28 protein-coding genes are annotated in these 20601 nt (G+C 65.2%); 13 read left to right on the forward strand and 15 right to left on the reverse strand.

Annotated elements, in window-relative coordinates:
- Positions 1–34 precede the first annotated feature (34 nt).
- Positions 35–727: a helix-turn-helix domain-containing protein gene (locus tag FJ418_RS20780; RefSeq protein WP_140785385.1), complete on the reverse strand. Its 693-nt coding sequence runs from the start codon at positions 725–727 to the stop codon at positions 35–37.
- Positions 728–904: 177 nt separating this feature from the next.
- Between FJ418_RS20780 and FJ418_RS20785 the strand changes: the two genes are divergently transcribed.
- The gene (locus tag FJ418_RS20785) at positions 905–1231 is read left to right on the forward strand and encodes a DUF1330 domain-containing protein (protein WP_140868806.1); all 327 of its coding nucleotides are present in this window, start codon (positions 905–907) and stop codon (positions 1229–1231) included.
- Between the two features lie 148 nt (positions 1232–1379).
- Positions 1380–1880, forward strand: a complete 501-nt coding sequence (locus FJ418_RS20790; RefSeq protein WP_140868808.1) for a hypothetical protein — start codon at positions 1380–1382, stop codon at positions 1878–1880.
- Between the two features lie 73 nt (positions 1881–1953).
- Here FJ418_RS20790 and FJ418_RS20795 read toward each other — a convergent pair whose 3' ends face one another.
- On the reverse strand, positions 1954–2427 hold the full coding sequence (locus FJ418_RS20795) for an Lrp/AsnC family transcriptional regulator (RefSeq protein ID WP_140868810.1): 474 nt from the start codon (positions 2425–2427) through the stop codon (positions 1954–1956).
- 110 nt (positions 2428–2537) lie between these two features.
- Here FJ418_RS20795 and FJ418_RS20800 point away from each other — a divergent pair, with 110 nt between their 5' ends.
- From FJ418_RS20800 to FJ418_RS20820, 5 genes are all read left to right on the forward strand, one after another.
- Entirely contained in the window at positions 2538–3740 is a 1203-nt protein-coding gene (locus tag FJ418_RS20800) for a diaminopropionate ammonia-lyase (protein WP_140868812.1), read from the forward strand.
- The gene (locus tag FJ418_RS20805) at positions 3737–4972 is read left to right on the forward strand and encodes a Zn-dependent hydrolase (RefSeq protein ID WP_140868814.1); all 1236 of its coding nucleotides are present in this window, start codon (positions 3737–3739) and stop codon (positions 4970–4972) included. Before FJ418_RS20800 ends, FJ418_RS20805 begins: the two co-directional genes overlap by 4 nt.
- A gap of 210 nt (positions 4973–5182) precedes the next feature.
- Positions 5183–6379 carry a diaminopropionate ammonia-lyase gene (locus FJ418_RS20810; protein ID WP_140868816.1) on the forward strand — a complete coding sequence of 399 codons (1197 nt, stop codon included), beginning with the start codon at positions 5183–5185 and terminating at the stop codon, positions 6377–6379.
- Positions 6380–6553: 174 nt separating this feature from the next.
- Positions 6554–7708: a M20 aminoacylase family protein gene (locus FJ418_RS20815; RefSeq protein WP_140868818.1), complete on the forward strand. Its 1155-nt coding sequence runs from the start codon at positions 6554–6556 to the stop codon at positions 7706–7708.
- Between the two features lie 256 nt (positions 7709–7964).
- Positions 7965–10061 carry an EAL domain-containing protein gene (locus FJ418_RS20820; protein ID WP_140640874.1) on the forward strand — a complete coding sequence of 699 codons (2097 nt, stop codon included), beginning with the start codon at positions 7965–7967 and terminating at the stop codon, positions 10059–10061.
- Positions 10062–10085: 24 nt separating this feature from the next.
- Here the strand turns inward: FJ418_RS20820 and FJ418_RS20825 are convergent, their stop codons facing one another.
- Positions 10086–10388 (reverse strand): AzlD family protein, encoded by a 303-nt coding sequence (locus FJ418_RS20825; protein WP_140868820.1) that lies wholly within the window; start codon positions 10386–10388, stop codon positions 10086–10088.
- The gene (locus tag FJ418_RS20830; RefSeq protein WP_140868822.1) at positions 10385–11128 is read right to left on the reverse strand and encodes an AzlC family ABC transporter permease; all 744 of its coding nucleotides are present in this window, start codon (positions 11126–11128) and stop codon (positions 10385–10387) included. Before FJ418_RS20830 ends, FJ418_RS20825 begins: the two co-directional genes overlap by 4 nt.
- 169 nt (positions 11129–11297) lie before the next feature.
- On the opposite strand from FJ418_RS20830, the gene FJ418_RS20835 reads away from it, so the two are divergent.
- A complete protein-coding gene (locus tag FJ418_RS20835; protein ID WP_140640880.1) occupies positions 11298–11756 on the forward strand; it encodes an Lrp/AsnC family transcriptional regulator in 459 nt (152 codons plus the stop codon).
- A 51-nt stretch (positions 11757–11807) separates the two neighbouring features.
- On the opposite strand, the gene FJ418_RS20840 is transcribed toward FJ418_RS20835, so the two are convergent.
- From FJ418_RS20840 to FJ418_RS32715, 5 genes are all read right to left on the reverse strand, one after another.
- The gene (locus FJ418_RS20840) at positions 11808–12125 is read right to left on the reverse strand and encodes a plasmid stabilization protein (protein WP_140868824.1); all 318 of its coding nucleotides are present in this window, start codon (positions 12123–12125) and stop codon (positions 11808–11810) included.
- Positions 12126–12160: 35 nt separating this feature from the next.
- Positions 12161–12358: a hypothetical protein gene (locus FJ418_RS20845; RefSeq protein WP_140640884.1), complete on the reverse strand. Its 198-nt coding sequence runs from the start codon at positions 12356–12358 to the stop codon at positions 12161–12163.
- Between the two features lie 25 nt (positions 12359–12383).
- Positions 12384–12602, reverse strand: coding sequence for a hypothetical protein (locus FJ418_RS20850; RefSeq protein ID WP_140652012.1), 219 nt, complete (start codon positions 12600–12602; stop codon positions 12384–12386).
- 27 nt (positions 12603–12629) lie between these two features.
- The gene (locus FJ418_RS20855) at positions 12630–13124 is read right to left on the reverse strand and encodes a hypothetical protein (protein ID WP_140710096.1); all 495 of its coding nucleotides are present in this window, start codon (positions 13122–13124) and stop codon (positions 12630–12632) included.
- A gap of 169 nt (positions 13125–13293) precedes the next feature.
- The gene (locus FJ418_RS32715) at positions 13294–13509 is read right to left on the reverse strand and encodes a KGG domain-containing protein (RefSeq protein ID WP_140868826.1); all 216 of its coding nucleotides are present in this window, start codon (positions 13507–13509) and stop codon (positions 13294–13296) included.
- A gap of 328 nt (positions 13510–13837) precedes the next feature.
- On the opposite strand from FJ418_RS32715, the gene FJ418_RS20865 reads away from it, so the two are divergent.
- Positions 13838–14062 carry a hypothetical protein gene (locus FJ418_RS20865; protein WP_140640890.1) on the forward strand — a complete coding sequence of 75 codons (225 nt, stop codon included), beginning with the start codon at positions 13838–13840 and terminating at the stop codon, positions 14060–14062.
- Between the two features lie 54 nt (positions 14063–14116).
- On the opposite strand, the gene FJ418_RS20870 is transcribed toward FJ418_RS20865, so the two are convergent.
- A complete protein-coding gene (locus tag FJ418_RS20870; RefSeq protein WP_140868828.1) occupies positions 14117–15010 on the reverse strand; it encodes an alpha/beta hydrolase in 894 nt (297 codons plus the stop codon).
- A gap of 40 nt (positions 15011–15050) precedes the next feature.
- Positions 15051–15281, reverse strand: a complete 231-nt coding sequence (locus FJ418_RS20875; protein ID WP_140868830.1) for a hypothetical protein — start codon at positions 15279–15281, stop codon at positions 15051–15053.
- A gap of 164 nt (positions 15282–15445) precedes the next feature.
- Here FJ418_RS20875 and FJ418_RS20880 point away from each other — a divergent pair, with 164 nt between their 5' ends.
- Positions 15446–16165, forward strand: coding sequence for a Crp/Fnr family transcriptional regulator (locus tag FJ418_RS20880; RefSeq protein ID WP_140640895.1), 720 nt, complete (start codon positions 15446–15448; stop codon positions 16163–16165).
- 4 nt (positions 16166–16169) lie between these two features.
- Here FJ418_RS20880 and FJ418_RS20885 read toward each other — a convergent pair whose 3' ends face one another.
- Both FJ418_RS20885 and FJ418_RS31995 read right to left on the reverse strand, forming a co-directional pair.
- Positions 16170–16469: a DUF982 domain-containing protein gene (locus FJ418_RS20885; RefSeq protein WP_140640897.1), complete on the reverse strand. Its 300-nt coding sequence runs from the start codon at positions 16467–16469 to the stop codon at positions 16170–16172.
- 208 nt (positions 16470–16677) lie between these two features.
- Positions 16678–16854, reverse strand: a complete 177-nt coding sequence (locus FJ418_RS31995; protein ID WP_181167016.1) for a hypothetical protein — start codon at positions 16852–16854, stop codon at positions 16678–16680.
- Positions 16855–17014: 160 nt separating this feature from the next.
- Between FJ418_RS31995 and FJ418_RS20890 the strand changes: the two genes are divergently transcribed.
- Complete coding sequence (locus FJ418_RS20890; RefSeq protein WP_140868833.1) at positions 17015–18034, forward strand: SDR family oxidoreductase; 1020 nt, start codon at positions 17015–17017, stop codon at positions 18032–18034.
- A gap of 17 nt (positions 18035–18051) precedes the next feature.
- Positions 18052–18357 carry a hypothetical protein gene (locus FJ418_RS20895; RefSeq protein ID WP_140652002.1) on the forward strand — a complete coding sequence of 102 codons (306 nt, stop codon included), beginning with the start codon at positions 18052–18054 and terminating at the stop codon, positions 18355–18357.
- Positions 18358–18372: 15 nt separating this feature from the next.
- Here FJ418_RS20895 and FJ418_RS20900 read toward each other — a convergent pair whose 3' ends face one another.
- Together FJ418_RS20900 and FJ418_RS20905 are read right to left on the reverse strand one after the other, a co-directional pair.
- On the reverse strand, positions 18373–18558 hold the full coding sequence (locus tag FJ418_RS20900; RefSeq protein WP_140640903.1) for a hypothetical protein: 186 nt from the start codon (positions 18556–18558) through the stop codon (positions 18373–18375).
- 81 nt (positions 18559–18639) lie between these two features.
- The gene (locus FJ418_RS20905) at positions 18640–19230 is read right to left on the reverse strand and encodes an NAD(P)H-dependent oxidoreductase (RefSeq protein WP_140868836.1); all 591 of its coding nucleotides are present in this window, start codon (positions 19228–19230) and stop codon (positions 18640–18642) included.
- A 263-nt stretch (positions 19231–19493) separates the two neighbouring features.
- On the opposite strand from FJ418_RS20905, the gene FJ418_RS20910 reads away from it, so the two are divergent.
- Positions 19494–20597, forward strand: a complete 1104-nt coding sequence (locus tag FJ418_RS20910; protein WP_140868839.1) for a flavodoxin family protein — start codon at positions 19494–19496, stop codon at positions 20595–20597.
- The last annotated feature ends 4 nt before the right edge of the window (positions 20598–20601 follow it).

Raw genomic sequence — 20601 nt, forward strand, 5'->3', positions numbered from 1 at the left:
CAGCCGACCGTGGCTGGATCGCCGAAGCCTGCCTTCAGGCTGCGCGCTTGGGTTCGACCGCGAACGGGCTGAGCCCGAGCCAGGTTTGCATCTTCCTGCCGATGGCCTTGTCGCCGGTCAGAACGACCTTCACGCCGGCCGTCTCGACGGTCAGCAAGCCCATCCAGATTGCGGTCATCGTGTGGAGATCGGTCGAGACGTAGAGGTCGACCTCGAAGCCCGGATCGTACCAGCAAAGATCGACCTCACCATGCTTCTCGACGATCAGCCACCACGAGCGTTTCGACGCCGGGAGATCCTGATACAGAAATTGTATCACGGTTCTTCCCTCGGGCAGCGGCGAGGGGTTCAGATTACGCCGCATATCCCACATCAGCAGGGACGGATCGAGGTTCTTCAACGACAGCCTGGACTCGACCCATTTCTGTCCCCAAAAGCCCATTGCCTCGACGACCGGGCGCAAATCGCGTCCCGCCTCGGTCAACCGATAGTCGAAGATACCCTTCTCGCCGGGGACTTCCCGGCGCTCCACAATCCCCGCCAGCTCCAGCTCCTTCAGCCGTTGCGACAGAAGGGTCGGCGACATTTTCGGCACGCCGCGGCGCAGGTCGTTGAAGCGGGTCGAGCCCGCCACCAGCTCGCGCATCAGCACCATCGTCCAGCGGGTGCACAGCACCTCGGCGGCCATCGATAGCGGGCAGAACTGCTTGTATCCGTGCTGGGCCATGATCTGTGTCCTCCCTCGAAGCTGGGTGGAACATTAGACCTTCATGAATGAAGCGGCGAGTACAGAAACTGTACCGGCCCGGTACAGATCGCGGACTGGTTGGCGCGAGCCCTGCCGTGCGAGCCGTTTTGGCCGACGCACGGGATACCCCTGTGCGCAGCAACCAGGAGACTGACCATGACCGCTTACCTTATCGCGGATATCAAGGTGAAAGATCCGAAATGGATACCGAACTACGCCGCGACCGTGCACGACCTCGTTCACAAGCACGGCGGCAGATATCTGGCGCGCAGCGGCAATGTGAAGACGCTCGAGGGCAAGCCCCTCGACACGACGCTGATCGCGCTGATGGCCTTCCCATCGGAAGCGGCGGCGCACGCCTTCACCAATGATCCGGCCTACGCCCCCTTCGTGTCGGCCCGCCAGGGTGGCAGCGACAGCCGGTTCCAGCTGATCGACAACACCGACCTGGCCGGAACGATCTCGTACCTGCCGAAGGGATGATCGGCAGCCGCCGCATCGAACCCGCGATCATCAAGCACAAACAGCCACGGCGCTTGCCTGTCGCGCCGCCATCTTTGGCGGCCGGCAAGCCGTGCTTTTCAGGAAGAACGGAATGAATATGACACCACACTTTTGGAACAGGCTTCTCATGGCAGCGGCCGCGCTGACGGCCTTCACGACCTTCGCGCAGGCGCATCAGCATGCGGCTGCGTCCGTGTCCGGCGCCAGCCCGCTGGCCGACAAGGTGCGAGCGGCCAACAGCCGGTTTCTCGACGTCAAGGCCGCTACGGCCGAGGGCTATGCGCCCATTCCTTGCGCCAGCGGCATCACGGGCGGCGCCATGGGCATCCACTACGTCAACGGCCAGTATCTGAAGGACGGCAAGATCGATATCGCCCGTCCGGAAGCGGTCATGTACGAGCCGATGGCCGACGGCGCGCTGAAGCTGGTGGCGGTCGAATACATCACCTCGAAGGGGCCGGCATCGCTCGACGGCCAGCTGTTCAACTTCAACAGCGCGCCCAACCGCTACGGTCTGGGCGAGTTCTACGAACTGCATGTCTGGGCATGGAAAGGCAACCCGGCCGGCACCTTTGCCGACATGAACCCGAAAGTGTCGTGCGAACACGCGATGGCGCCGAGCCAGTAGACGCTGGAGATCGGCGAAAGCCAGGATGACTGCCGATCTCCCCCGTGTTGGGGAGATCGGCAGCTTCGACGCCTCACTCCACCGGCACTTCCAACCCTACCTTGACCCGGTCCATCGCCACGAATGTGCGAAACCTTTTGACGTTGTTGTTCTCGAAGAACAGCCGCCGGGTCAGCGCTTCGTAGTCGGCCATCGTCGCCACGGTGACGACGAGGATGAAATCGGCCTCGCCGGTGACGTAATAGCATTGCTGCACCTCGGGCACTTGGGCAAAGCCGCGCTTGGCGGCGTCGATCAACTCGGCGCGCTCGCTCTCCACCTCGACCTCGACGAAGATGGTGATCGGGTGGCCGACCTTGGCCGGATCGACCAGCGCGACATTGGCGCGGATGACGCCCGTTTCCTCCATGCGCTTGATGCGCCGCTGCACGGCCGGCGCCGAGAGGTTGACCTTCTCGCCGATGGCGCGCTGCGGCGTGGTGTTGTCCTTCTGCAGGATGGCGAGGATGGCGCGGTCGAAGGCGTCGAGTTCGGGCGAAATGGACATGGCAGCGTTCCAGACGAAACAAACTTGCATTTAAAGTGCCAAAACAGAGCGCCTTTCTCGCTTCGCTTGCAATAAATTTCAGCACATCAAAGGCGCAGAAAGGCCGACCCATGTTCCTGCTCAACCGCCACCCGGACCATCGCCAGTCGCTGACCGAGGAAGACGCCGCGACGCTTGGGCTCGCCGGCGCCGGGGAGGCCGAGCGCTTTCTTGCCGCGCGCGAGAACCATGCCGAGACGCCGCTGCATCCCTTGCCGGCGCTGGCGGGCGAACTCGACATCGGCGCCCTTTACCTCAAGGACGAGGGCAAGCGCCTCGGCCTCGGCAGCTTCAAGGCGCTCGGCGGCGCCTATGCCGTCATGCATCTGGTGCTGGAGGAGGCCGGCAGGCGGCTCGGCCGCGCCGTCGATGTCGACGAATTGCACAAGCCGGAGGTGAGGGCGATCGCCGCGCAAATGACCTTCGCCTGCGCCACCGACGGCAATCATGGACGCTCGGTGGCGCAGGGCGCCGGCCTCGTCGGCGCGCGCTCCGTCATCTTCGTCCATTCGGGCGTCAGCAACGAACGCGTGGCGGCCATCGCCCGCTTCGGCGCTCAGATGGTGCGCGTTGCCGGCGACTACGACCAGTCGGTCAGGGAAGCCGCCCGCGTCGCCGCCGAGCGCGGCTGGACCGTCGTCTCCGACACGTCCTGGCCGGGCTATGAGCGCATTCCGGGACTGGTGATGCAGGGCTACACCGTGATCGTGCGCGAAGCGCTGAAGCGTTTGCCTGAGCCGCCCACCCACGTCTTCCTGCAGGCCGGCGTCGGCGGCTTCGCCGCGGCGGTGGCCGGCCATCTCGCCATCAGGCTTGGCGAGGATCGGCCGAAGACAATCGTGGTCGAACCCGCACGGGCGGCGTGCGTCTACGCCACCGCCAAGGCCGGGCATCCAGTCGCCATCGCGCACAGCAAGCCCACGGTGATGGCGATGCTCGAATGCTATGAGCCGTCCTTGGTCGCCTGGCGCGTGCTGTCGCGGATCGGCGATGCCTTCATGACGGTCGAGGAAGAGGATGCGGTCTCGGTGATGAACCGCCTGGCGCGACCCAAGGCGAACGATCCGGCGATTGTCTCCGGCGAGAGCGGCGGGGCAGGCCTCGCCGGTCTGATCCGCGCTGCCGGCGACAGGAAGATACGGGCGGCGCTCGGCCTCGACTCCAGCTCCCGCGTGCTGATCATCAACTCCGAAGGCGCGACGGATCCTGGCCGCTATGCCCAGTTGGTCGGCATGGCGCCGGACGAGGTCGCAGACGCAAGGCTGCTGGCATGAGCAATCTGACGATCAACGCCGACCGGCTCCTGGGCCGCATCCATGAGCTCGGCGGTATCGGCCGCGATCCGCAGGGGAGGCTGGTCCGCGTCGCCGCTTCCGACATGGACAGGCTCGGCCGCGACCGCCTTGTCGGCTGGCTGGAAGAGGCAGGGCTTGAGGTCGCCGTCGACCGCATCGGCAACATTTTTGGGATATGGAAGGATGGCGCCAACGAAAGCCAGGCGCCGCTCATGCTCGGCTCGCACATCGACACGGTGATCGACGCCGGCATCTATGACGGCTGCTATGGCGTGCTTGCCGGCCTCGAAGCGATCGAGAGCCTGAAGGAGGCCGGCTTCGCGCCGGCGCGCCCGCTCGTCGTTGCCGCCTTCACCAATGAGGAGGGCGTGCGCTTTTCGCCCGACATGATTGGTTCGCTGGTCTTTGCCGGCGGCCGCGGCCTCGGGGAAGCGCTGGCCTCGGTCGGCATCGACGGCACGGTGCTGGGCAAGGAGCTCGAGCGTATCGGCTATGCCGGTAACCACGAGCCCGGCTTCCTCATGCCGCATGCCTATGTCGAGCTGCATGTCGAGCAGGGGCCGGTGCTGGAGCGCGAAGGCATCGCCATCGGCGCGGTCGAAAACCTGCAGGGCATTTCGTGGCAGCGCATCACCATCGACGGCGAGGCCAACCATGCCGGCACCACGCCCATGTCGATGCGCCGCGATGCCGGCGTCGCCGCCGCGCGGGTGATCGGCTTTCTCGCGGACCGGGCCAGTGCGTCGTCGACGCGCACGGTCGCGACCGTCGGCACCATCGCTTTCGAGCCCAACGCCATCAACGTCATCCCGTCGCGGGCGACCTTCACCATCGACCTGCGCGACCCGGTTGAAACGCACCTTCGCGAGGAGGAAACCGCGCTCGCCGCTTTCCTCGACCAGCTTGCCGCAAGCACCGGTGTCATCATCCATGCCGAAAGCCTGGCGCGGTTCGAGCCGGTGACCTTCGATGCCCGCATCGTTTCGCTGATCGAGGATGGCGCCAAAGCCGCCGGCCTTTCATGCCGGCGCATGACCTCGGGCGCCGGACACGACGCGCAGATGATCGCGCGCATCGCGCCGTCGGCGATGATCTTCGTGCCGAGCCGGGGCGGCATCAGCCACAACCCGGCCGAGTTCACCGCCGCCAGCGAGCTTGTTGCCGGCGCCGACATCCTGCTCGGCGTCGCCGCCCGGCTGGCGGCCGACTGATAGGGGGCTGGTGTCTACGGCGTTTCGGCGGCACGCCGTCAGGCCAAATACCACCAAAAATAGTCAAGTTGGCTGTATCGAATCCTTCCGAAGCGAACATTCGGCGACATCTGGTCGAAACAGAAATCAATCACTTAGCCAATTAAGGCGCCGGAATCGCGCCGGAATCGCACCCGCCAACAGAATTCAGTGCCTAGCAGGAAGACTAGCATGCTGCTTCTCAACCAACGTCCAGAATACAACCAGCCGTTGGTTGCCGCTGATGCCGAGTCCCTCGGCATGGCCGGCGGCGCTCGGGCAGAGCATTACCTCAAGGCGCGCGACAACCATGCGGAAACGCCGCTGCATGCCTTGCCGGCGCTGGCCCAGAAGCTCGGCATTGCGGCGCTTCACGTCAAGGATGAGGGCCAGCGTCTTGGCCTGGGCTCCTTCAAGGCGCTGGGCGGCGCCTATGCCGTTATGCGGCTGGTGCTGGAGGAGGCCGGCAAGTGGCTCGGGCGCGATGTCGATATCAGCGAGATAAACGACGCCAGGGTGCGCGAGATCGCGTCGAGCATGATCTTCGTCTGCGCCACCGACGGCAACCATGGCCGCTCCGTGGCGCAGGGCGCCAGCCTCGTCGGCGCGCGCTCGGTGATCTTCGTCCATGCCGGCGTAAGCCGTGAGCGTGTCGCGGCCATCGCCCGCTTCGGCGCCGAGATCGTCGAGGTCGAAGGTGGCTATGACCATGCGGTGCGCGAAGTCGCCCGCGTCGGCGCCGAGCGCGGCTGGAAGATCGTCTCCAACACGTCCTGGCTGGGCTATGAGCGCGTCCCCGGACTGGTCATGCAGGGCTACACGGTGATCGTGCGCGAGACGTTGCGGCGCATGGCAGAGCCGCCCACGCATGTCTTCCTGCAGGCCGGCGTCGGCGGCTTCGCCGCGGCGGTCGCCGGCCATATGGCTGTGATGCTTGGCTCCAGCCGGCCGAAGGCCGTGGTGGTCGAGCCGCGGCGCTCGGCCTGCGTCTACGCTTCGGTTGAGGCCGGACGTCCGGCAACGATCGCAAATCAGGAGCCGACCGTGATGACGATGCTCGAATGCGCCGAGCCGTCCTTGGTCGCCTGGCGCGTGCTGGCGCGCGTCGGCGATGCCTTCATGACGGTGGAAGAGGAGGACGCGGTCGCGGTGATGAAGCGGCTGGCGCGACCGCTGGGCAGCGATCCGGCCATCGTCTCCGGCGAGAGCGGCGGGGCAGGACTCGCCGGGCTGGTCCGCGCCGCGGGCGACAGGCACAAGCGCACGGCGCTCGGCCTCGATAGGCATTCGCGCGTGCTCGTCATCAATTCGGAGGGCGCGACCGACCACGGCCGCTTTGCCGAGCTGGTCGGGATGGCGCCGGAAGAGGTGTTCCTGCAGACTGCGTGAAAGCAATTCCAGGAAAAGTGCCGAGCGGTTGGGCTCGGCGACTTCGCCGTAGCCTTCCGTCCGGAATTGCGTCAAGAAAAGAGCAATTCTAGGAAAAGTGCCGAGCGGTTGGGCTCGGCGACTTCGCTGTAACCTTCCGGAATTGCGTCGAGAAAAGGGGCTTGAGGGGCGACGATGGCTGAACTCGACCAACAGGCTTTGCACAGCGAGATGACGGCGTGGCGGCGCGACCTCCACGCCCATCCCGAGTTCGGCTTCGAGGAAAAACGCACAGCGGCGTTCGTCGCGCAAAAGCTGCGCGACTTCGGACTTGAGGTGGCCGAAGGCGTCGGCGGCACCGGCGTCGTCGGCACGCTGACCCGCGGCAGTGGCAATCGCGCCATCGCGCTGCGCGCCGACATGGATGCGCTGCGCATTGCCGAACAGGGCACGCAGGCCTGGCGCTCGCAAACACCCGGCACCATGCATGCCTGCGGCCATGACGGCCACACCTCGATGCTGCTCGGCGCGGCAAAGCTGCTTGCCGGTGAAGGCGGCTTCGACGGCACGGTGCGCTTCATCTTCCAGCCGGCCGAGGAATGGGGCAGGGGCGCGCTGGCCATGCTGGACGACGGCCTGCTCGAGCGCTTCCCTTTCGAGGAGATATTCGGGCTGCACAACATGCCTGGCCTGCCCATCGGCCATTTCGAGACCCGCAGCGGCCCGGTCATGTCGGCCGAGGACAATTTCGAGATCGTGCTTAAAGGCCTCGGCGGTCACGCGGCGCGACCGCATGCCGGTCAGGAGGCGCTGGTCGCCGCCTGCGCGCTGGTCGTCAACCTGCAGACCATCGTCTCGCGCCGCCTGAGCCCGGCCGATATCGGCGTCGTCTCGGTGACCGAGCTCATCACCGACGGGACCCGCAACGCGCTGCCGGGGCTGGCGCGCATCCTGGGCGACTGCCGCAGTTTCCGGCCAGAGGTGAGCGCCGCGATCGAAAAGGAGATGCGCCGCATCGCCGAGGGCACGGCCCAGGCCTATAGCGTCGCGGCTGAAGTCGCTTACACCCGCGAGTTCGTGCCTTTGATCAACGACGCGGCGCTGGTGGACGAGGCACTTGCGGCGGCCCGTACGGTTCTGGCCGACGACGCTGTCCGCGTCGCGGCTGAGCCGATGACCGCCTCGGAGGATTTCGCCCGCTTCCTCGACCATGTCCCTGGTTGCTTCGTCTTCGTGGGCAATGGCGGCACCGCGCCGCTGCACAACCCCGCCTATGATTTCAACGACGAGGGCCTGCTGCACGGCGCGCGTTTCCATGCGGCGGTGGTGAGGAGACGGCTGGGCGGTTAGCAATCTCCCCCCTTGTGGGGGAGATGCCCGGCAGGGCAGAGGGGGCGCTGTCCCGCCAGCGTTTCAGGCTGTCGCAGGCGAACAGCTTTGCCAGCAGCCTTGATCGAAACTCCTGCAACGCCGCGATCCTTCACGCCCCCCTCTGGCCTGCCGGCCATCTCCCCCACAAGGGGGGAGATTGGCTGAACCGCCCCCGGTAACTCTTTCTTCTCTGCTTTCATGCAGTATTGCTGCGACGGGACGGCAAGAACAAAGAATGGCGGACGACGACAAACGCAACGGCAAGTTCTGGGCGCAGGCGCTCGACCGGGCTCATCTCGGCTTGTGGGACTGGAATCTGTCGACCGGCGATTGCTATTATTCGCCGACCTGGTCGAAGATGCTGGGCTACGAGGCGAACGAACTCGCCAACACGCCCGATCTCTGGCTGAAGCTCACCCATCCCGACGACCGCCAGCGCGCGCAGGAGAGCGGCGACCGGCACATTGCGGGCATTGTCGATTCCATCGAAACCGAGCTGCGCCTGCGCCATAAGGATGGCCATTGGGTCTGGGTGCTCGACCGCGGCGGCATTGTCGAGCGCGACGCCGACGGCAAGCCGCTCAGGCTGATGGGCGTGCAGACCGACATCACCCGGCAGAAAGAGGCCGAGGCGGCGCTCGAGCAGGTCAATGTCCGCTTCCGTCTCGCGCTTGCCGCCAGCGGCACCGGCATCTGGCACCACGATATCGGCACCAGGAAAAGCTATTGGGACGCGCGCACGCGCGAGATATTCGGCCTCGTTGCCGATACCGATGAGGTGACGGCCGACCTGTGGCACACCTATCTTCATCCCGACGACAAGGACGCCACCGAAAGGGCCCACCAGATCGAGCCCGGCTCTAGCAGCGTCGTCGCCTCGCAATACCGGATCGTCCTTCGTGACGGCGAAGTCCGCCATATCGAGTCGCTGGTGCGTTTCATTGCTGGCGTCGGCTCGGCCGGCCAGATTTTGGGTACGGTGCGCGACATCACCGAGGAGAAGAGGCGTGCCGAGGAGCTTGCCTTCGCCGCGCGTCACGACGCCCTGACCGGGCTGCTCAACCGTTCGGCCTTCGACCGGCTGCTTGCCGAGAACATCGCCATGGCCGGGCGGCTGCCGCTTGCCGTGTTCTATGTCGACCTCGACTACTTCAAGGCGCTCAACGACTATGCCGGCCATGCCGCCGGAGACCTCGCGCTGAAGAGCGTCGCGGCTGGCATCCTCGCCAGCCTGCCCGCGTCGGCGCAGGCGGCCCGCCTCGGCGGCGACGAATTCGCGTTGCTGGTGCCGAACTGCAATGACGCCTGTGCCGAGCACCTTGCCCGCGCGGTGCTCGCCGCGGTGCGCAACGCCGATCTCGGCTCTGCCATCACCTCGCGCAGGCTTGCCGCCAGCATCGGCATCGCCTTCGTGCGCGACCGCAACATGACGGTGGCCGACGCGCTCGCCTGCGCCGACGATGCCTGCTACGCCGCCAAGGCCGGCGGTCGGGACCGTTTCGCGGTGTTTTCGCCTGAAACGACGTCGGGCGCCGGCGGCCTCAACGCCGCGCGGCTGGCCGCCGACCTGGTCGATGCGATGGAGGACGGCCGGCTGAAGCTGTTCGGCCAGGAGATCCACCGGCTCGGCCAGCCATGGGAAGACAGCCGCCACGTCGAGGTGCTGGCCAGGCTCGAGGCCCGCAACGGCAAGATGATCCCGCCCGGCGATTTCATGCCGGTCGCCGAACGCTTCGGCCTTGCCGCCCGGCTCGACCGCTGGATTATCCGCGCCGCGCTGACGCGCCACGGCGAGGCGATGCGCGCGGGCGCCATCTCGCTCGACTTCAACCTGTCGGCGCAGACGCTTTCCGATCCGCAGCTCTGGGATTTCGTCGACGAGGCCATCGCCGACAGTGGCGCGCCGGCGTCGGCCATCGGCTTCGAGATCACCGAGACCGCCGCCGTCACCAATTTCGATGCCGCGGCGGAGTTCGTGCGCAAGGCGAGGCTCCGCCATTGCCGCGTCAGCCTCGATGATTTCGGCGCCGGCATGAGCTCGTTCGAATATCTCAGGCGCTTTCCCATCGACGCCATCAAGATCGATGGTTCCTTCGTCGAGCATATCGCCGAAAGCCGCTTCGACCGTGAGATCGTTTCGGCGATCACCGGCATCGCCCGCTCGATGGGCGCCGCCGTCGTGGCAGAGAAGATCGAGGAGAAGAACGCGCTGGAGATTCTCATGGGCATGGGCGTCGCCTATGGCCAGGGCTATTTCCTGCACCGGCCCGAGCCGCTGGAAGCGATCGTGGCAAGGGCGACCGGCGGCGCGCGGGGAATGCGGGCTGGTTAAGCGTCTCCTCCGTCGGGGGAGAGATCAGCCACCCATCAGCCACCTCAGCACGCCCGCCGAAGCCACCCCGACCACCACGGTCGGCAGCATCGACAGCCTCGTCGCGGCAAGCACGGTTATGGCCAGCGCGGCGAGGTCGGCCGGGTTCCTCGAGACGAAGTCCGGCGCGATCACCGAGATCAGCACGCAGCCGGGCGCGGCCGCCATCACCACCGTGGCGCGCGGGCCGAGCGTGCGGTTCCTCAGCACCAAATAGCCGCCGATGCGGGTGAGGTACGTCACGCCGGCCATCGCCAGGATGGCGAGCACGGTCATCGGATCGATCATCTCTCACCTGCCAGGAACCACGCGGCCACCAGGCCGGACAGCGCGCCGGCCGCCACATACCAGGCGCCGGGGACGACAAGATAGACGAGCGCCGCCACCACCAGGCTGACCAGCCAGGGCCGCGCCGCGGCAACGCCCTTCCACATGCCGCGAAGCAGCACCAGGAAGACGGCCGGGAAGGCCATTGCAAAGCCGTATGTTTCGACGTCGCCAAGCACCGGCCCGAGTGCCGCGCCGCAAGTCGTGAACGCCACCCAGGCGAGGTAGAAGGGCAGGCCGGCGCCCAGATAGAAAGGCAGGCTGAAGGCCGGCCGCAGGCCGGCGGCGGCGCGCCGCTGTGCATCGGCCAGGCCCACGGCCCAGCTCTCGTCGCACATCAGGAACAGCGCCGGAAGAACCTGTCGCTTCGGCAAATGCTTGATGAACGGCTCAAGTGCGGCGCCCATCAGGAAATGCCGGCTGTTGACCAAGAAGGTGATGGCGGCGATCAGCAGGATATGCGGCGGCGAGGTCCAGAGCTGGATGGCCGCGAATTCCGAGCCGCCGGCGAAGTTGAGCCCGGTCATCAGCGGCACCTCGACGACGCCGAGGCTTTTCTGCGAGGCCTGCGCGCCAAGCACCAGCGCGTAGGGGATGATGCCGAGCAGCACCGGCGTCGAGGCGGCGAGCCCGCGCCGGAACTCGGCGCCGCGTCCATCGGTGCTTTGGCCCTCGGCCAGGGCGATCTCGGAAATGCTCATGGCTTTGCCTGCGGCTGGCCTTGCGGCCGCCGTTCTCCCGCTCGGTTGTCGGTTATCGGTTGCCGGACCATAGCCGAAACGCCCGGCAATCGGGTTGCGAAGATATGCCGCTTCTGCAAATATTTGGCAGCAGATGGCGTATTTTGATCAAAAGTTGGAATTTGACACCATGAAGCTGGATGAGATCGACAGGCGCATCCTGCGCGCCTTGCAGCGCGACGGGCGCATGGCCAACAACGATCTAGCCAGGGAGGTAGGCCTTTCGCCGTCGCCCTGCCTGCGCCGCGTCAAGCTCTTGGAGGAGGCCGGCGTCATCGATCGCTATGTCGCGGTTCTCAATCCGGCCAAGATCGGCCGCGGCCAGACCTTCTTCACCCGCATCTGGCTGAAGCAACAGGACGAGGACACGATCGAGCATTTCGCCGCCGAGGTGGCGAAGTTCCCGGAAGTGATGGAGTGCTACCTGATGCTGGGCGATTGCGACGCCATGGTGCGGATCGTCGCCGCCGGCATCGACGACTACCGCCGCTTCCAGTCGGAGCATCTGAGCCGCATCAAGGGCGTGCAGAACGTCAAGACGGATGTGCCCAGCCAGACGATCAAGCAGACCTCGGAGATGCCACTATAGGGCATTCTCCTTCTCCCCCTGTGGGACCCACAAGGGGCGAAGGGGAAGTCCTCAATGATGCGCGTGGCTCTCATTCCGTTTGCGCGTCGCCGCCGCCTTTTTCGCCGAAGCCGATCTGTCCGCCGCGGAGCGCTCGCTGGAGGCCTTGCCGCCCGTCCTGCCGCCCTTGTGCGCGGCCGGATTGCCGGTGTGCTTGCCGCGGCCGGAGCCCCCTTCCTTCTTGCCGCCGGCGTCGTCCTTGTTGACGGTCGCCCAGGCGCGCCGCTCGGCTTCCTTTTCGGACACGCCGCGCTTTTCATAGCCTTCGGCGATATGGTCGGCCTTGCGTTCCTGCTTGTCGGAGTATTTCGATTTGTCGCCACGTGGCATTTGCTTGCTCCTTGTTGCGCTGAGTGAAATCGGCCTCAGGAACCTTTCTTCTTAGCGACGTCGCCGAGGTCGGACCGTTCCGGATCCTTGTTGTTCTCGCCGGCCGCGTCGCGGTTCTTGTCGGGATCGTCCTTCGGCCTCAGATAGCCCGGTGGGCGGTTGCCCTTCGGGCCCTCCCAGCGCGGCCATTGCTCGGTCGTTCCGGGCCGTCCCGGATGTGGTTCGTTGCTCATGGTCTGCCTCGCTTTCGTAGAAGGGTCAGCCCTCCGCCTTCATGGTCCGTGCGATCTCGAGCAGTTTGTCGCGGTCGTGCCCGTGCTCGCGGATCAACTCCCGAGCCTGCTTCGGCGAAAGATCGGTGTGCTCCGCCAGGAAGCGCACATCGGGATCGTCGCCGCCCTTGGTCGGCAAATTGCCGGTCGAGGGCGCATCGGCGGCGCCCGGCCGGTTCGGTATATTGTCGTTCGCCTGGGTCATCTCGGGCCTCCTTCGATTTCCGCCTTATCAGGTCGCCGTCTGGGACTGCCTGCGGCGTGCTTGCTTCTTGCGGCGCAGCACCTCGTCGGTGCCGACGATGTCCTTCGAGCCGCCGGTGATCGCGGTCGAGACCACGGCCGGCGGATCGCTTGCCGGAAAGGAGTCCTCAAGGCCGGACTGCAACTGCTCTTCCAGCGTGTCCGGATCTTCCGAACGGCCTTCGGCGCGGCGTCCGTCGATCTCTTCCAGATCTTGCTTGGCGTCGGGATGCTCGCGCACATTGCGCAGCGTCGACACGATGAGCTCGACAGCGAATTCCTTCATCTCCTCGCCCTGCGGCGCGGCGACGTCGGTCTCCTCGATCAGCCGCACCAGCGATTGTTCGAGTTTGTCCAGTTCGCGTATCCCCTGGCAGAGCGCCAGTTTCTGCGCCAGCGAATGAATCAGCAAAGGACCGAAGATCGAATAGGCCTGCATGCGGGTCTCGTCGACGCGTTCGGGGTGAAGTGTATGCAAGGACATTGGTGCCTCCATGTAACGCCCTGCGGCGACGGCTTCGCTTGAGGCGGCCGGCCCTTAAGGGAACTGGAGGAGGGGGAAGAGGTTCCATCCCGGGCTGGAAGTCGCGGAACAGCTGGAAGTCGCGGGACACGAAAATGGCGTCCGCGAAACGCGGACGCCATTTTGAAACTCAGCGCTGACCGCCCTTGCGGCCAGCCTCGGAGGCGCGCTGGCGGTCTTCGGCAAAGTTGCCGCTGCCACCTCGATGCTGGCCGGCGCTGCGCTGACCCATGCTGCGGTCCTCGGCCTGCTGCTGCCCGCTGCCGCGATGCTGGTCTTCGCGGTTCTTGTGGCTCTGCTGGCCGGCCTTGACGTGCTGTTCGTGGGTTCCGCCTTGATTGGGCATATCGAATTCTCCGTTGTTTCGGATTTTTCTTGAGGGTGAAATTCAAGGACGCGTCCAACATCCCTGAGTAAGGAGAACAGGCGCCGGCAACCGATGTTCCGGCCGAAACATTTCGTGACTCGGTCAGACTGAAGTCCGATCCGGCCCGCGCATTGGGCCGGCCTGTGCAACCAAATCTCTTTTTGCGAATTGGTGAGCGGCCGACGAAAAAGCCCCCTCCATCGCCGGCCATCATGGTGTCCGCCGGTCGCCCCCCGCGCAATTCCGGCGGACACCAATATCCATAAACAAGAAGGCCGCGCAGTCGGCTTCGGAGCGAGACGACGTTTTGACCTATATCTCTGCAAAGCCCGCTCGGCAGGATGCCGAAAGCCTGCCTGCCAACGACAACCAGCGTACCACCCGTGCCGATCTTTCGTTCCTCGATGTCATCAACGACGAGAACGAGGTCGCCGACATTGCCAGGCGCGCGGAGCGCCTCGGCCATGCCGCGCTCATTGCAATGGCAATCGGCCTGGCGGCCCTGCCGTTGCTCTACCTGATGCTGATGTGAGCCAGGCCGGCCGGCCGCTTGGCCGGCCGGCGCCATCTCCGGCAAAGAGCCTCTCTATCTTCCGGAGAAGAAGGCGTCGAGCGTGGCCGCCGTTTCGATCGGCGACTCCTCCGGAAAGAAGTGGCCGCCGGGCATCGCTCCGCCGCTGGCATCGTCGGCCCAGTTCCGCCATATGCCCAGCGGTCCGTCTTCGTCCCGATACCATTCGGCCAGCGCCCCATGCTCGCTCCACAGCGCCAGCACGGGGCAGGATATACGCCGGTCGGCCTCCCGGTCCGCATGGTCGTGCACACGGTCGAGCGAAGCCGCGGCGCGATACTCTTCGCAGATGGCGTGGATATGCGCCGGATCGCGCAGGGCATCGACATAAGCCTGCCGCACGCCGGGCGGGAACGCGTCGGCTGCGGATCCCCAGCCGGAAAGCGCATTGTCGACGATTGCTTCGCCCGCCGCCGCCAGTATCGTCTCCGGCAGCGGCTCGGGCTGCGCCAGCAGCGACCACGGCCAAAAGCTTAGCGCGAGTCTCGCATCCGCCCGGTCCCAGGCCGCCGCGGTAGGGACGATGTCGAGCACGGCGAGCTTCTCGACGCGGTCCGGATGATCGAGCGTCAGCCGGTAGGCGACGCGCCCGCCGCGATCATGGCCGGCGACTAGGAAACGTTTGAAGCCGAGTTCTTCCATAAGCACGGCCATGTCGGCGGCCATGGCGCGCTTGCCGTAGGGCGCATGGTCGGCGGCCGATGGCGGGCAGGAGCTCTGCCCATAGCCGCGCAGATCGGCACAGACGACGGTGAAATCCCGCGCCAGGCTGGGCGCCACGTCGCGCCACATCACATGCGTCTCGGGAAAGCCGTGCAGCAGAAGCAGGCCGGCCCCACTGCCTGCTTGGCGGGCGAAGATGCGCGCCTCGCCAGTGTCGATTTCCAATGCCTCAAAATCGGCGAACATGCTTGCCTCCTGCGGGATGCGGCGCTGAGGGCCGAACGCCTCAGATCCAGGTCGAGTCCAGCGTCAGCGACGCCTCGAAGATCTGCGCCTTCTCGGTGCGCAGCTTCACGGTGATCTTCAACTGTTCGGTCCCGGGCGCCTCGTCGCGGGCGATGTCCTGCAGGATGCGCAACGCCTCAAGGCGGGCGCGCTCGCGGTTGGCAAAAAGCTGCCCCTGGTCGTCAACCTGGCCATGCTCGGCGTTATAGAGGTCAAAATAATAGCGTTCCATCGATGAAGCACTCCAGGCGGTTCGCAAGTTCAATCCCTGGCCGCGATCATGGTTCCAAGCGGTTGATCCTGAGGGGAAATCCGCAGCGCGCCCGCCCTTGCTGCGCGGCCGCCCGCAACCGGTCCAGCCCTGCGGCGTTAGCTGTTGCGAATGGAGAACCCCGAATGCTGGAATCGCTCTACCTCAACCTCGGCCAGCATGACGCCCTGTCGGAAGAAGAGAAGGCGCTGCTCGTCGGCGCGATGTCGCTCGAACGATATGTCGCCGCCGGCGAGGATATCGCCACCGAAGGCACGCGGCCGACCTACAGCACGCTGATCATCGACGGGCTCGCCGCCCGTTACAAGGTGCTGGAGGATGGCGGTCGGCAGTTCACCTCACTGCAGGTCGCGGGCGATTTCGTCGACCTGCACGCCTTCCTGCTGAAGACGATGGATCACGGCATCATGGCGCTTTCGCCGTGCCATGTGCTTGCCGCCGAGCATGGCAAGCTGAAGACGATCACCGAGCAGGCGCCGCACCTCACCCGGCTGTTGTGGCTCGACACGCTGGTCGATGGCGCCATTCACCGCGAGTGGATCGTGGCCATGGGCCGGCGCTCCAAGACCTCCCATCTCGCGCATCTGATATGCGAGCTCTTCGTCAGGCTGCAGGTGGTGAAAAAGACCCGCGAGATGAGCTTCCATCTGCCGCTCTCGCAGGCCGAACTCGCCGACGTACTCGGCCTCTCCGTTGTCCATATGAACCGGGTCATCGGCACCCTGCGCCGCATGAACGTGATCAACTGGACAAGCCATATGGTCACGATCCTCGACTGGGAGCGGCTGGTTACGATCGCCGAATTCGATCCAACCTATCTCAGCATGACACGCGAGCCGAGATAGGCATCTAGCTGGGCGGGGTCTTGGAGCGCGACCACAACTGGTCCAGCATGGTGAGCGCGGCACTCGGCTGGGCGGGCCTCAGGAGGCCTTGCTGCGCGGCGACCTTCTTGAAGGCGGCAAAGGCGATGGCCGGACGGCAGGTGCCTGCGATCGCGTCGTCCACCAGCCGGGCCGCTTCGAGATAGGCCGGCGCCTCCTTGTTCTTCCATGTGCCTCCGAGCGCCTTCTTGGCCTCCGCGACGGTGGTGACCACCATCGTGCCGCCATTGACGAAGCGTATGGTGAGGGGCAGGAAACGGCTCATCGGTCGTTCACCACCCGAGCCATTCGCGCGTCCGCCAGGCAAGGCCGGCGAAGGGAGCGGCCGTGATCATGACGGCGGCGAGAATAAAAAGCGGGCTGTTCATAGACAAGGATTTCATGTTTCACCGTAAAAATTTCGGATGGCGATAAACGATGACTCCGCCAGTCGGTTGCATCCGGCCGGCCAGTTCGAGGCTACAAATCTGAGCCTACATATTGCTCGCGGGCCGGGCCGGCGGCGCCGGCCGGTGCGGCGGACGCGGGCGCGGCCTGAGCGGCACATCCGCCAGCGAGGCGCGGATCACCCTGACCGGGATTGGCGGCGCTGCGGCACGCCGGCGCAGCATTGCGGCCGAGAGGCTGCCGATGAGAGTTCGAACGTCCATGGGACTCCTCCTGAAGAGTCCCCCCAATGACCAAGGGTTAGCACCGCGGCCGGGCGGCCGCATTTAACTTTGATGTACGCCTACGCGTCTCGGCGAGGTGCGACGAACCGGGGCCAACCTTTTCCGTTGGCATGCGTTGTCCTCTGAAAAGGAGACCACCATGCCGACCACCAGCCGAACGAAAACCGACACGGCCAAAAAATCATCCGCCGGCAAGAAGACAGATACGGCCAAGACCGCGCGCAGGCAGCGCGGCGTCCAGCGCAAGGTCGATGCCACGGACCGCAGCAAGCCGAAGCCGAGAGCCCCGGGCGCCATGCAGGCCGGCGCCCGCAGATATCCCACGCCGCCTTTCCCAAAGCAGCATCACCCCAAGCCCGGCGAGGAATGGGCGATCGAGCCGGCGCCGCTCTATGACGCGCCGTTCTGGCAAGGGTCGGGCAAGCTCAAGGACAAGGTCGCGCTGGTTACCGGCGGCGATTCCGGCATCGGCCGCGCCGTGGCCGTGTTGTTCGCACGCGAGGGCGCCGATGTCGCCATCGTCTATCTCAGCGAGGACCGTGACGCCAAGGCGACGAAGCAAGCGGTCGAGGCGGAGGGCAGGCGTTGCATCACTTTGCGCGGCGACGTCGCCAAACGTGCCTTCTGCCGCAAGGCGGTGGATGAGACGGTCAAGGCCTTCGGCAGGCTGGACGTGCTGGTCAACAACGCGGCTTTCCAGGTCCACTCGGCCGATTTCGCCGATCTCACCGAAGCGCATTTCGACACCACGCTGAAGACCAATCTCTACGGCTATTTCCACATGGCGCAGGAAGCCGTGCCGCACATGAAACCGGGTTCGGCGATCGTCAACACCGGGTCGGTCACCGGCATCGAAGGGTCGAAGGAACTGGTCGACTATTCGATGACCAAGGGCGGCATCCACGCCTTCACCCGCGCGCTTTCCGGCAACCTTATCGGCAAAGGCATCCGCGTCAACGCGGTGGCGCCGGGTCCGGTCTGGACGCCGCTCAATCCGTCCGAGAAGGAACCGGAAGACGTTTCGCAATTCGGCGCCAAGACGCCGATGAAGCGGCCGGCTCAGCCGGAGGAGATCGCGCCGGCGTATGTGTTCCTGGCCTCGCCGCAATGTTCGAGCTACATCACCGGCGAAATCCTGCCGATCATCGGGGGTTACTGACCCATGAGGAGGATCTCATGAAAAAAGCGCTTCTCATTGCGGCTCTGACCCTGATCCCGGCCCTGCCGGCGGCGGCCCAGACTGCCGCGCAACCGAAGGACCAGCAGGCGCAGAACTGCCAGGCCAAGCCCGATGCCAACGACCAGCAGCAAAAACAGAAGCAGCAGGCCGATACGGATGAACTGTCGGAACAGCTCGGCAATTGCGGCGGCGTGCTGAAGCCGCCCCCGACCGGCGACAAGAACGCGACGCCGCCCCCGCCGACAGGCAGCGACATGCCGGTGATCAAGCCGGGCGAAGTTCCGCCGCAGACGGGTCAATGAAACCCGCATCCAAGGTCAGTGCTTGCGCTTCTCGTCCGCCGCCGGCTTGACGGCCGGCGAGCCTTGGGCTTCGCGCATTATCTGCAATGCCTCGTCGCGGGTGAGGCCGCATTTGCGGGCAAAATAAGCCGCTTCACTGATCTCGGCCGGGGAGGCCGCCGCAATCTCGGAAGGAGCTTGCCTGTCTTTCTTCTTGGCCATCGGCTCACCGCGCCATGAATCACTTAGTCAGCTAAATATATATCCATTGTCCCTCATTGCAAATTCCGGAGACGGACCCGCTCAAAATCGTTCGAACCGCCGCTCCACATTGCGGGCGAATTTTGCCCGCTCCTCGCGGGTAATGTTCTCCACCGAATATTTAGCCAGATAGAGGTGTTTCTCCGTGCGTCCGCACATGGATTTCAAGCCGCGCAAAAGCACCTTTCTGCCCGGGTCCTGCATATAGAGCCTGGTGTACCACCATGGCGAGCCGAAGGTGGTGACCACGCCCATCCGGCGGATGTTCAGAAGCGCCGGTTTGATCGTGCCGCCATCCGTCGATAGTTCGAAGGCAACGCCCGGCCGCCACACGCGGTCGAAATATCCCTTGAGAACAGCGGGCATGCCCGACCACCAAGTCGGGAAGCAGAACACGCACGCTTCCGCCCATTGCAGTGCGTCGATGTAGACCTGCAGATCCGCCGGCGCGGGCGACGGACCGGCGTGCCCCTTCAACTCATCGACCCGCATGACGGGGTCGAATTTCATGGCATAGAGATCGAAGTCGACGACCTCGTCGCCCCTGGCCTTCAGGATCTCCACGACGCGCCGGTGCAGCGACGCCAGGTAGCTGTCCTGCGCCGGATGCGCGTAGACGACATTGACCTTCATCGCATGGCCCCCCGCGCCTCTGATCCCGGCCTGAGGCTAGTTGAACGCCATTGCTTTGCCTAGGCTTGAGCATTGGTCGTACGCGGCCACTCATCGATAGGTGGCCGGAACCATCGCGCCGGCACCGGGTTGTTTTCAGCGGGCCGCGTCAGCCGGACCCGGTGGCAAAGAGAACAGGGCTGGTTTCTCCGGCTTCACGTCCTGGCCAACGAAAAGGCAGCTCTTGTCCCACCCGGCCCGCTCCGTATTGGCTTGGGCAGCAAATGGCAGAACAGACACAATCCGACAAAGCCGCCATAGAACCGCGCAAGGGCATGCCAAGCCCGCGCCTCGGCGAGGCGGAATTCAAACAGCGCTACAGGAAATTGTTCTACGACCCGGCCTTCGAGGTGGAAGCCGACGCCATCGGCCGGCTGGCCCAGATCGCCTGGCGGGCCTATAGCGACGAACGCAAGAGCCCGGTGACCCGGAAGGCGGGGCAGGGCTTCCACGACCCCGGCTACGACCTTTCGGTCGAATGGATCGCCGCGCATGATGCGGTCGAGGCCGCGCAGCGCCGGCACGAGGATAAGGCCGCGCCCTCGCGCATCCTGATCATCAACGGCTCCTCGCGCAGCGAGCATACCTGTCCGGGCGAGATGTCGAAGAGCTTTCGCCTGGCCGAGCTGGCGCGACGCGCCATTGCCGACAGGCAGGGCTTTTCGGTCGAGGTGCTCGATTTGTCGCGGCTTGCTTCGGAATACGGCCGCAAGATCTACCCCTGCAAGGCATGCTTCTCGACAGCGGCGGCCCTCTGCCACTGGCCGTGCTCATGCTATCCGAACCACTCTCTCGGCCAGGTCCAGGACTGGATGAACGACATCTATCCGCTGTGGGTCGAAGCGCATGGCGTGATGATTGTCACGCCTGTCAACTGGTACCAGACGTCATCGCCGCTAAAGTTGATGATGGACCGGCTGGTCTGCGCCGATGGGGGCAATCCTGACCCGACGCTGACGCAGGGCAAGGGTGCGGAGCTTGCCAAAAAGGTCGAGCTGGCCGGCTGGGACTATCCGCGCCATCTCGCCGGCCGGCTGTTTTCGGTCGTGGTCCATGGCGACACCGAAGGCGCCGCCAATGTACGGCACGCGCTCGCCGACTGGCTGCGTTCGATGAAGCTCGACGCGATCGGTGAGGTAGCGGAGCTCGACCGCTATATCGGCTACTGGAAGCCCTATGCGAACAGCCATGACGAGCTCGACGCCGACAAGGACATCCAGGCCGAAGTGATCAACGCCGCTTTGGCTCTGGCCGAAGCAGTCGGGAAGCGTCGGGCAGGCGACTTTCCCACCATCGGCGCCCGGTTCGAGGATCCGCGTCAGAAGTGAGGGA

The sequence above is a fragment of the Mesorhizobium sp. B2-8-3 genome, assembly GCF_006440815.1.
In the GTDB taxonomy this organism is placed as follows: Bacteria; Pseudomonadota; Alphaproteobacteria; order Rhizobiales; family Rhizobiaceae; genus Mesorhizobium.

Excerpts from the sequence above, each read along its gene's own strand:
- FJ418_RS20895 (WP_140652002.1), top strand. The coding sequence starts at position 18,052 with ATGAAAAAAGCGCTTCTCATTGCGGCTCTGACCCTGATCCCGGCCCTG.
- FJ418_RS20810 (WP_140868816.1), top strand. The coding sequence starts at position 5,183 with ATGCTGCTTCTCAACCAACGTCCAGAATACAACCAGCCGTTGGTTGCC.
- FJ418_RS20830 (WP_140868822.1), bottom strand. The coding sequence starts at position 11,128 with ATGAGCATTTCCGAGATCGCCCTGGCCGAGGGCCAAAGCACCGATGGA.
- FJ418_RS20815 (WP_140868818.1), top strand. The coding sequence starts at position 6,554 with ATGGCTGAACTCGACCAACAGGCTTTGCACAGCGAGATGACGGCGTGG.
- FJ418_RS20870 (WP_140868828.1), bottom strand. The coding sequence starts at position 15,010 with ATGTTCGCCGATTTTGAGGCATTGGAAATCGACACTGGCGAGGCGCGC.
- FJ418_RS20820 (WP_140640874.1), top strand. The coding sequence starts at position 7,965 with ATGGCGGACGACGACAAACGCAACGGCAAGTTCTGGGCGCAGGCGCTC.
- FJ418_RS20875 (WP_140868830.1), bottom strand. The coding sequence starts at position 15,281 with ATGGAACGCTATTATTTTGACCTCTATAACGCCGAGCATGGCCAGGTT.
- FJ418_RS20850 (WP_140652012.1), bottom strand. The coding sequence starts at position 12,602 with ATGACCCAGGCGAACGACAATATACCGAACCGGCCGGGCGCCGCCGAT.
- FJ418_RS20910 (WP_140868839.1), top strand. The coding sequence starts at position 19,494 with ATGGCAGAACAGACACAATCCGACAAAGCCGCCATAGAACCGCGCAAG.
- FJ418_RS32715 (WP_140868826.1), bottom strand. The coding sequence starts at position 13,509 with ATGCCCAATCAAGGCGGAACCCACGAACAGCACGTCAAGGCCGGCCAG.
- FJ418_RS31995 (WP_181167016.1), bottom strand. The coding sequence starts at position 16,854 with ATGGACGTTCGAACTCTCATCGGCAGCCTCTCGGCCGCAATGCTGCGC.
- FJ418_RS20840 (WP_140868824.1), bottom strand. The coding sequence starts at position 12,125 with ATGCCACGTGGCGACAAATCGAAATACTCCGACAAGCAGGAACGCAAG.
- FJ418_RS20805 (WP_140868814.1), top strand. The coding sequence starts at position 3,737 with ATGAGCAATCTGACGATCAACGCCGACCGGCTCCTGGGCCGCATCCAT.
- FJ418_RS20825 (WP_140868820.1), bottom strand. The coding sequence starts at position 10,388 with ATGATCGATCCGATGACCGTGCTCGCCATCCTGGCGATGGCCGGCGTG.
- FJ418_RS20835 (WP_140640880.1), top strand. The coding sequence starts at position 11,298 with ATGAAGCTGGATGAGATCGACAGGCGCATCCTGCGCGCCTTGCAGCGC.
- FJ418_RS20855 (WP_140710096.1), bottom strand. The coding sequence starts at position 13,124 with ATGTCCTTGCATACACTTCACCCCGAACGCGTCGACGAGACCCGCATG.
- FJ418_RS20785 (WP_140868806.1), top strand. The coding sequence starts at position 905 with ATGACCGCTTACCTTATCGCGGATATCAAGGTGAAAGATCCGAAATGG.
- FJ418_RS20790 (WP_140868808.1), top strand. The coding sequence starts at position 1,380 with ATGGCAGCGGCCGCGCTGACGGCCTTCACGACCTTCGCGCAGGCGCAT.
- FJ418_RS20900 (WP_140640903.1), bottom strand. The coding sequence starts at position 18,558 with ATGGCCAAGAAGAAAGACAGGCAAGCTCCTTCCGAGATTGCGGCGGCC.
- FJ418_RS20845 (WP_140640884.1), bottom strand. The coding sequence starts at position 12,358 with ATGAGCAACGAACCACATCCGGGACGGCCCGGAACGACCGAGCAATGG.
- FJ418_RS20780 (WP_140785385.1), bottom strand. The coding sequence starts at position 727 with ATGGCCCAGCACGGATACAAGCAGTTCTGCCCGCTATCGATGGCCGCC.
- FJ418_RS20890 (WP_140868833.1), top strand. The coding sequence starts at position 17,015 with ATGCCGACCACCAGCCGAACGAAAACCGACACGGCCAAAAAATCATCC.
- FJ418_RS20905 (WP_140868836.1), bottom strand. The coding sequence starts at position 19,230 with ATGAAGGTCAATGTCGTCTACGCGCATCCGGCGCAGGACAGCTACCTG.
- FJ418_RS20800 (WP_140868812.1), top strand. The coding sequence starts at position 2,538 with ATGTTCCTGCTCAACCGCCACCCGGACCATCGCCAGTCGCTGACCGAG.
- FJ418_RS20880 (WP_140640895.1), top strand. The coding sequence starts at position 15,446 with ATGCTGGAATCGCTCTACCTCAACCTCGGCCAGCATGACGCCCTGTCG.
- FJ418_RS20795 (WP_140868810.1), bottom strand. The coding sequence starts at position 2,427 with ATGTCCATTTCGCCCGAACTCGACGCCTTCGACCGCGCCATCCTCGCC.
- FJ418_RS20885 (WP_140640897.1), bottom strand. The coding sequence starts at position 16,469 with ATGAGCCGTTTCCTGCCCCTCACCATACGCTTCGTCAATGGCGGCACG.